Source organism: Methylibium sp. T29-B, from assembly GCF_000576225.1.
Lineage (GTDB): Bacteria > Pseudomonadota > Gammaproteobacteria > Burkholderiales > Burkholderiaceae_C > Methylibium > Methylibium petroleiphilum.
In genome coordinates this window covers 1-4,636 of the sequence record NZ_AZSN01000216.1, presented here as the reverse complement: position 1 = coordinate 4,636, position 4,636 = coordinate 1, and the positions used below count along the sequence as shown (strand labels likewise).

General features: G+C 70.6%; 4 protein-coding genes. 3 read left to right on the top strand and 1 reads right to left on the bottom strand.

The window, feature by feature from the left end; genetic code table 11:
- A partial coding sequence (locus tag Y694_RS19830) for an Rne/Rng family ribonuclease (protein ID WP_036235715.1) occupies positions 1 to 1,865 on the bottom strand: 1,865 nt, incomplete at its 3' end.
- Positions 1,866 to 2,444: 579 nt separating this feature from the next.
- On the opposite strand from Y694_RS19830, the gene Y694_RS19825 reads away from it, so the two are divergent.
- From Y694_RS19825 to Y694_RS19815, 3 genes are read left to right on the top strand one after another with little or no spacing between them, the layout of a single operon-like run.
- Positions 2,445 to 3,521, top strand: a complete 1,077-nt coding sequence (locus tag Y694_RS19825) for an RluA family pseudouridine synthase (protein WP_081771406.1) — start codon at positions 2,445 to 2,447, stop codon at positions 3,519 to 3,521.
- Positions 3,518 to 4,186 (top strand): HAD family hydrolase, encoded by a 669-nt coding sequence (locus tag Y694_RS19820; protein ID WP_011828258.1) that lies wholly within the window; start codon positions 3,518 to 3,520, stop codon positions 4,184 to 4,186. The genes Y694_RS19825 and Y694_RS19820 overlap by 4 nt, the downstream gene beginning before the upstream one ends.
- Positions 4,179 to 4,589 (top strand): Rieske (2Fe-2S) protein, encoded by a 411-nt coding sequence (locus Y694_RS19815; protein ID WP_011828259.1) that lies wholly within the window; start codon positions 4,179 to 4,181, stop codon positions 4,587 to 4,589. Before Y694_RS19820 ends, Y694_RS19815 begins: the two co-directional genes overlap by 8 nt.
- Positions 4,590 to 4,636: the final 47 nt, after the last annotated feature.

The following is a 4,636-nucleotide window of genomic DNA, read 5'->3' as shown; positions in this document are numbered from 1 at the left end:
CGGGGGCCGCGGTCGCCGCGGCCCCCGTCGCGCTGGCCATCGCGTCCGCCTTCGCGGCCCGGCTTCGCCGGCTGTGCGACAGGCGCGCTGACCGCGGGTGCGGTGGCCGGCGGCACGTCGCCGCCGAAGAGTTTCTTCAGCCAGCCGAAGAATCCACCGCCGCCCGCGTCGCGGCTGGCAGGCACCGGTGCCGCCACGACCGGCGGCGCTGCGGCCACCGGAGCCTTGGCCACCGGTTCCGGTTTCGGCGCGGCCACCGGGGCGGGCAGATCGGGCAGTACGCCCTTGATCACCGGTTCCTGCTTGGCCTTGGCCTTCTCGCGCCGGGTGATGCCGACCTCGTCGTCCGGCTCCTCGATCATCGTGTAGCTGGCCTGCAGGTTCTCCAGACGGGGGTCGTCGTGACGCAGGCGCTCGAGCTTGTAGTTCGGCGTCTCGAGGTGCTTGTTGGGCACCAGCAGCACGGTGGTGCGCTGACGCAGCTCGATCTTGGTGATCTCGGTGCGCTTCTCGTTGAGCAGGAAGGACGTGACCTCCACCGGTACCTGCACGTGCACGGCGGCGGTGTTCTCCTTCATCGACTCTTCCTGGATGATGCGCAGGATCTGCAGCGCGGAAGACTCGGTGTCGCGGATGTGGCCGGTGCCGTTGCAGCGCGGGCAGGTGATGTGGCTGCCTTCGCTGAGCGCCGGGCGCAGGCGCTGACGGCTCAGTTCGAGCAGGCCGAACTTGCTGATCGAGCTGAACTGCACGCGCGCGCGGTCGGTGCGCAGCGCGTCGCGCAGGCGGGTCTCGACCTCGCGGCGGTTCTTGCTCTCCTCCATGTCGATGAAGTCGACGACGATCAGGCCGCCCAGGTCGCGCAGCCGCATCTGGCGCGCGATCTCGTCGGCCGCCTCGAGGTTGGTGCGCGTCGCGGTCTCCTCGATGTCGGAGCCGCGCGTCGAGCGCGCCGAGTTCACGTCGACCGAGACCAGCGCCTCGGTGTGGTCGATCACGATCGCGCCGCCCGAGGGCAGGTTCACCGTGCGCGAGAACGCGGTCTCGATTTGGTGCTCGATCTGGAAGCGGCTGAACAGCGGTGCGTCATCCTTGTAGCGCTTGACCCGCGAGGCCGATTCCGGCATCACGTGGTTCATGAACTGCTGGGCCTGCTCGTAGATGTCGTCGGTGTCGATCAGGATCTCGCCGATGTCGGCGTGGAAGTAGTCCCGGATCGCACGGATCACCAGCGAGGACTCCTGGTAGATCAGGAAGGCGCCCTTGCCCGCCTTGGCCGCGCCGTCGATGGCGCTCCACAGCTTGAGCATGTAGTTCAGGTCCCACTGCAGCTCGGGGGCGCTGCGCCCGATGCCGGCGGTGCGCGCGATCAGGCTCATGCCCTTGGGGTACTCGAGCTGGTCGAGGTTCTCCTTGAGCTCCTCGCGGTCCTCGCCCTCGATGCGGCGCGACACGCCGCCGCCGCGCGGGTTGTTGGGCATCAGCACCAGGTAGCGCCCGGCCAGGCTGACGAAGGTGGTCAGCGCCGCGCCCTTGTTGCCGCGCTCCTCCTTCTCGACCTGCACCAGCAGCTCGGTGCCGTTGGAGATCACGTCCTGGATCTTCGCGTCGCGGACGGTCACGCCTTCCTTGAAGAACTGCTTGGAGATCTCCTTGAACGGCAGGAAGCCGTGGCGGTCCTCGCCGTAGTCGACGAAGCAGGCCTCCAGCGACGGCTCGACGCGGGTGACGACGGCCTTGTAGATGTTGCCCTTGCGCTGTTCGCGCCCCTCGATCTCGGTCTCGAAGTCGAGCAGTTTCTGCCCGTCGACGATCGCCAGGCGCCGTTCTTCCGATTGCGTGGCATTGATCAGCATGCGTTTCATGTGCACTCCTTCGTGCGGGAGGCCAGGGGCCCGCCCGCACACGAATCCGACCAGGCCCGTCGCCGGGCACGGCCTGTCGATGCACGAAACAGCGTGGAGGAACCGGAAGGAATCGCCCTGGACTCGACCGCTCACCACGCCCGTCAGGGCGCTGCGGCGCTCAAGCGTTGGCGCGTGCGTCCGCGTGGGTCTGGATGGGCTTGCCACGGGCCGGGCCGTGGCGTGGCGCGCTCCTTCCGCACACGCGCGGGCCGACGCGCAGCGACGGGGCTGCGGGCGATCGGAGCGCGAAGGGGAGGGGGCGGGCCGAAGACATCCGGGACATCACGGGGCGCGGGGGGCAGCTCGCCGGTGCCTGGGGCACCTCCGGTCTGCCACCGGAAAACCTTGTTGGTTGGTTCGTACTACGCTGGCTCTGCCGCCGCCTCGCGCCGCCTGCCGCTCACCTTGGGAGCCGGCCCGGCCGCTCGACGCGGCGTTGCATCACCGAATACCTGCCGCCGATCCGGCTGCAGGGCCCACGCCACGGCGAAGTGACCGCTAAACTCAAGCAAATCAATCACTTACGGCGCACACGTGGTGCAACGCATTATAGGAGGCAAAGCGGCCCCGGCGCGCAAGGCCTCGCGAGCCCCGGTGGCTGCCCCGCGCCCGGTCGCCAGCCCGGCCGCGCGACCACCGCCGGCCCCCGCGGTGAGACACCTGACGGTCGGCGAAGACGGCGCCGGCCAGCGGCTCGACAACTACCTCGTCAAGACGCTCAAGGGCGTGCCGAAGACGCACGTCTACCGCATCATCCGCAGCGGCGAGGTGCGGGTGAACCGGGGCCGCGCCGCCGCCGACACGCGGCTCGCGGCCGGCGATGAACTGCGCCTGCCTCCGGTGCGGATGGCCACCCCGGCCGAGCGCGAGGCTGCGCCGCCCCGCGAGTTCCCGGTCGTTCACGAGGACGAGCACCTGCTGGTGATCGACAAGCCGGCCGGCGTGGCCGTGCACGGCGGCAGCGGCGTGAGCTTCGGCGTCATCGAGCAGCTGCGCCGGGCCCGGCCGCAGGCGAAGTTCCTGGAGTTGGTGCACCGCCTCGACCGCGAGACCTCCGGCCTGCTGCTGCTCGCCAAGAAGCGCAGCGCACTCACGCGTCTGCAGGACCAGTTCCGCGCGCGCGAGACCGGCAAGACCTACGCGGCGCTGGTACCCGGGGCCTGGCCGGCCCGGCACAAGGTGATCGACGCGCCGCTGCACAAGTACCTCGACGGTGCCGGCGAGCGCCGGGTGCGCGTCACCGGCGCGGACGACGAGGACGGCCAACGTTCGATCACGCTGGTGCAGGTGGCCGCCGCCTACGCCGGCTACACCCTGCTCGACGTGACCATCAAGACCGGCCGCACTCACCAGATCCGCGTGCACCTCGCGCACGCCGGCCACGCCATCGTCGGTGACGACAAATACGGCGACTTCGCGCTGAACAAGGCCTTCGCCCGCGGCGAGGCCGTGCCGGGGGTGAAGTTCGACCGCATGTTCCTGCACGCGCGGCGGCTGCGCTTCGAGCACCCCGCGAGCGGCGAGACGATCGAGCTCGAGGCCGCCCTGCCGGCAGAATGCCGGCTCCTCCTGACAGCCCTGCCGCGCGTCGCGGCCCCACCGCCCCCTCCATGAGCGCATTCCGCCCCCGCCAGTTCGACCTCGTCGTGTTCGACTGGGACGGCACGCTGTACGACTCCACCGCGCTGATCGTCAAGTGCATCCAGGCGGCCGCCGCCGACCTCGGCACCGAGGTGCCGGGCGACACCCAGGCCGCCTACGTGATCGGCATGGGCCTGCAGGAGGCGCTGCAGCATGCCGTGCCCGGCCTGCCGCGCGAGCGCTACCCCGAGCTCGGTCAACGCTATCGGCACCACTACTTCGCGCGGCAGCACGAGCTCAGCCTGTTCGCCGGCGCGCTGGACATGCTGCACGCGCTGAAGGCGCGCCAGCACTGGCTGGGCGTGGCCACCGGCAAGTCGCGCCGCGGGCTCGACGAGGCGCTGCACACGGTGCAGCTCCAGGGTCTGTTCGACGCCACCCGCACCGCCGACGAGACCGCGTCCAAGCCGCATCCGCGCATGCTGCAGGAGCTGATGGCCGAGCTGGGCGTCGCGCCGGCCCGCACGCTGATGATCGGCGACACCACGCACGACCTGCAACTGGCCGCCAACGCCGGCACGGCCAGCGTCGCCGTCAGCTTCGGAGCGCACGAGCCGGCGGCCTTCGAGACCTACGCACCGCGCTTCGTGGCCCATTCGACGGCCGAGCTCGACCACTGGTTGCGCGCCCATGCCTGAGCCCGCCGACCCCGGCACCGGCGTGCCGCTGTGCGCCTCGTCCGACCTGGCCGAGGGCGGACGGGCCGTGCTGTTCGACGTGCTCGAGCACGGCCAGCCGCTGCGCGCCTTCGTGCTGCGCGTCGACGGCCAGCTGGTGGCCTACCTGAACCGCTGCGCCCATGTGCCGGTCGAGATGGATTGGCAGGAAGGCGAGTTCCTGGACGGTGACCGCCGCTACATCGTCTGTTCGATCCACGGCGCCACCTACGAGCCGTCCGACGGCTACTGCATCGCCGGGCCCTGTGGCGGTGCGCGCCTCAAGGCCGTTCGCGTGGCGGAGCGCGACGGCCAGGTGAGTTGGTATCCTTCCGCGGACATCCGGCCCGCCTTCGGCGCCGCTTCCACACCGAGCAGTCCATGAGCAGTTTCGACGATCCCGCCGACCACGCTGGCCCCGCCACGCCCGCC

What these genes read in the sequence shown, in the direction of transcription:
- Y694_RS19820 (WP_011828258.1), top strand. Translation starts at nt 3,518, where the DNA reads ATGAGCGCATTCCGCCCCCGCCAGTTCGACCTCGTCGTGTTCGACTGG.
- Y694_RS19815 (WP_011828259.1), top strand. Translation starts at nt 4,179, where the DNA reads ATGCCTGAGCCCGCCGACCCCGGCACCGGCGTGCCGCTGTGCGCCTCG.